General features: G+C 45.3%; 1 protein-coding gene. It reads right to left on the reverse strand.

Annotation, left to right across the window (positions count from 1 at the left end):
* On the reverse strand, window positions 1–265 hold a 265-nt coding region (gene ccsA / locus AAEY62_RS22890), incomplete at both ends, for a cytochrome c biogenesis protein CcsA (RefSeq protein ID WP_350636721.1).

The raw sequence follows: 265 nt of genomic DNA on the forward strand, positions 1-265 counted from the left end.
TAACCCATATAAAGTAACGGCGGGTGTATGATCATACCCGGATCTTGTAGCAGCGGATTTAAGTCGCGCCCCTCTACCGGAAAATAAGGTAATAAACGCTCAAATGGGCTTGAAAGCAATAAGGTGTACATCATAAAGCCAACACCTAAAAAGCCAAGCACACCAAGTACACGAGCACGCAATACCCAAGGTAGTGCTTTAGAGCGCAGTGCAACAACAGCTGTCCAACCAGCTTGCATCAATAACCACAATAAAATAGCGCCTT

The sequence above is a fragment of the Pseudoalteromonas sp. GW168-MNA-CIBAN-0100 genome (genome assembly GCF_040309225.1).
Classification (GTDB): Bacteria; Pseudomonadota; Gammaproteobacteria; order Enterobacterales; family Alteromonadaceae; genus Pseudoalteromonas; species Pseudoalteromonas arctica.